The sequence below is a fragment of the Mucilaginibacter sp. P4_G9 genome, from assembly GCF_056400985.1.
The window spans coordinates 1-3,438 of record NZ_JBFUKF010000487.1 but is presented as its reverse complement, the minus strand read 5'-3'; the positions used below and the strand labels follow the sequence as shown (position 1 = coordinate 3,438).

The following is a 3,438-nucleotide window of genomic DNA, read 5'->3' as shown; positions in this document are numbered from 1 at the left end:
GTGTTACATCAGTTGGGATCGTGTCTTTGCCTTTTATTGTATAGGTTTTTTCCATTTTCCACAAACCATCAAGTACAGAGCTATCTGCTGGCGGGAATTTTTTGTAATCTTCTTTCAATACATATTTTACACCTCTTACTGTGGCAAAGTCAGGAATGACCTGGGTATAACCACCAGGTTTTCTTGTAATCTCAAGCTTATAGGTGAGGGGTGAGTCAATAGCTCTGCTGGTATAGATACTATGTTCTTTAAGTCGGTTGGGCGAGTCAAGTGTATAAGCGCCTACGCCAAACCCAACAGATGAATCAGGTACTATGCTGGCATACATATAGTTACGATCTGTATAGATTTTAATTTGAGTTCGTTTAATCGTAGAGTCTTTGCCTCCGCGATCGAGTACTTGTTTTTCAAGTTCATATACACCTGACAAACCTGCCTCGGGCGACTTCTCTTTTTTCTTACATCCCCAAATTAAGAGGCTAAATAAAGCTGCAAAAATTAAAATCTTACTCATAATGTTTAAGTTTTATATGATATAGGCATTTATTTCATCTGGTGGCGGTTCTTATTTGGCGGTTTAACAACTTAATTATCTCAGTAAAAAAAGCACCAAGTACGGACAAAATAAATGTCTAAAATTTTACCACCATAAATAATTCATTTAGGTTACATAAACTTACATATAAAGTATATAATACGCAATTTGTTATTGAATTGTTTAAAAAAAGAAAATTAGCTGATTAAATAAGGGACAATGTGAATGCGAATCAATATTTATTGATTTATAGTAGCCCYTGTCGCGCCAACATGGGATGCTGGAGGTCGGAAGTTCGAATCTTCTCGTCCCGACGAGAATAAAAAGCAAAAAGAGCATATTTGAAAGGTTTTAGGACCGATTGGATATGCTTTTTTATTTCTTAGAGGCTGTTTAAAAAATGATTTTAATGCATAGGCTGCCCTTTTGAGATAGTCCTTTTCAGGCAGATTCGCATTATTGGTTGGCGGGCTTGTATCGCAGCAAACTCCCGTGCTATCATCGCGTACCCAGCATGCTACGTGACGAAGGGGCCACGCGTATAAGCCCGACCCATATTAATGACTGCTTAATGAATAAGATCAGCCTTAGATTGTTGAGCGTTATTAAAATTAGGACCTTGCTTTTTTAGGTAATCCAGATAGATCATTCTTTCGCCTTCCAGCAAATGGTCGCCATCTCCTGTTTTATATGCCCGCGAAGTATCCGCAGGTATAAAATGAAAGTTGTTCTGTTTCGCAAAATTTTCAAAATACGTTCTTTCATAAACAAGAACTTTCGAATATCTTAAGCTACTATCCATAGGCATTTCATAAAGGTATATTTGGCATCCATTAGACGCAAATTCTTTAAGCGTATTTGACAGCTTAGCTATCTCGCTATCCAGATGTTTTTTATCCTCAATCTTTCCATATGTTTTTTGCATGCGCTTTAACAAATTATTATATAACACCGCAGCAGGTTGCTTTTTACTTCCCTGGTTAAGCGGCGGTTTTTTAAACCTGTCTATCATATTGGACACGAATTTGTTTTTTGCAAGTGTAAAAGGAAGCAGGCCTTTATAACTGTAAATAGGTGACTCAAAAATACCCTTTACCATATCTGAATCTGTACCGCGATGTACCTGATTAATCTCAACAAACAGTATTTTTGGAGTCTTTTTGCTGAGTCTTAAAACTTCAACACCTGTGCAGGCACCCGAATAAGGTAAATACATATTAAAATAGTCATTACCAAAAATCTCTTTTGCTTTTGGCTCTTCAAAAACGCCACTCAACGATGATCCCGCTAATACAATGGGAAAATCCTTTTTAGCATAAATAAAGTTTTCTACCCTGGCCCGGTTTACATAGGCCGGCATTTTCGAAGGGAAAAGAATTAAAAAAACATTGTAGATAAACAAACAGGTAATCCCGAACAGTATTATATTGACAACTTTCTTCATAATTGTTTAAAACTGAAAATAAATAAATGCCCCTGCCGAGCCACTATTAACAAAAGTAAAAAATAACATTAGCCCATAAGCCGGAACATCGAATCTTGAATACCGCAGCGAAAGTGTTTTTACTTCTTTAGCTAAATAAGCAGCATGATAAAGAACAATAATTGCAGCATAAAACAAGATGCTCAATTCATCCGTTCCCATCTTAAATGCTATATTGGTATTTATAAATATATCTTTTATATACAAAAGGAAGGTGGAAAAATCTGTAAGCTTAAACAGGAGCCACAAAACAGTTACTGTAATAAACACGTAAACCATTCCAAAATAGTTTCTTTTCTCTGTGTTGTTTGCTTTGCTTCCAGTGAAAAAGCGTTCAACCATTAAAAAGAAGCCATGCATTGCTCCCCAAACAGCGTAACTCCATGCCGCGCCATGCCATAAGCCACCTAAGAACATTACAATAAACAAATTAAAATAGGTACGGAGATTGCCTTTCCTGTTGCCGCCTAAAGGGAAATATAAGTAATCCCTAAGCCATGTAGACAATGAGATATGCCACCTTCKCCAAAATTCCGAAAAAGAGGATGAGATATATGGGAAATTAAAGTTCTCCGGCAGGTTATAGCCAAACAAAAATCCCACACCAATTGCAATAAGTGAGTAACCGGCAAAATCAGCAAATATTTGCATAGAATACCCCAATAGATACATCAATAGGTTGCCGGAAGAAAAGCCCTGAAAATAAGGATACTGGATGCTTGACGTTATTTCGCTTAAATTATCGGCAATCACCATTTTTAAAAAGAACCCCAAAATAATTTTTTTTATAGCAACCTCCCATGAAATATCCTTTAAAAACTTAGTGTTTATTTGTGGATAAAAGTCGCGGGCCTTTAATATCGGACCAGCAATTAAGTGGGGGAAAAAAGATATAAATATGGCCGTTTTACCAAGGTGCTCTGCAAATGTTTTCTCTTTAATAATGTTTTTATCCTTGTATAGATCAAGCAAGAGACTTATACCCTCAAAGGTATAAAATGAAATTCCGATAGGTAATGGTATAGTCAGTAAAAAGTTAGTAAGGCCGTTATGAATATTTAATGCGCTATTAAAGCTTGTAGCAATTAATGGACTATACTTAAAAAAAGCAATTATCGCCAGGTTAAATACTACCCCAAAAACCACAATAGGCTTTACTAAGTGCTTTTCGGATCTGTAAATAAAATAGCTAAGTAAAGTATTTATAGAAATAGACCCCAGGAGCAATAATAATAGGACCGGCCTTTCATAAGAATAAAATATAAAACTGGCTATTATTAAAATTGATAATTGCATCTTTCTTATAAATGCAAATGGAAGATAGTAGAGGGTAAACGTTACAAAAAGAAAAATTAAGAAAGGGTAACTGTTGAAAAGCATAGGTAAATTATCTAATTTTCAATATAACAAACGTATTTGG

3 protein-coding genes are annotated in these 3,438 nt (G+C 35.6%); all 3 read right to left on the bottom strand.

The window, feature by feature from the left end:
- The coding region (locus AC1DPZ_RS24230) for a hypothetical protein (RefSeq protein ID WP_477408311.1) at positions 1-514 on the bottom strand (514 nt) is incomplete at its 3' end.
- A 589-nt stretch (positions 515-1,103) separates the two neighbouring features.
- Positions 1,104-1,979, bottom strand: a complete 876-nt coding sequence (locus AC1DPZ_RS24225) for a hypothetical protein (protein WP_477408309.1) — start codon at positions 1,977-1,979, stop codon at positions 1,104-1,106.
- A gap of 6 nt (positions 1,980-1,985) precedes the next feature.
- Entirely contained in the window at positions 1,986-3,314 is a 1,329-nt protein-coding gene (locus tag AC1DPZ_RS24220; protein ID WP_477408307.1) for an MBOAT family O-acyltransferase, read from the bottom strand.
- Positions 3,315-3,438: the final 124 nt, after the last annotated feature.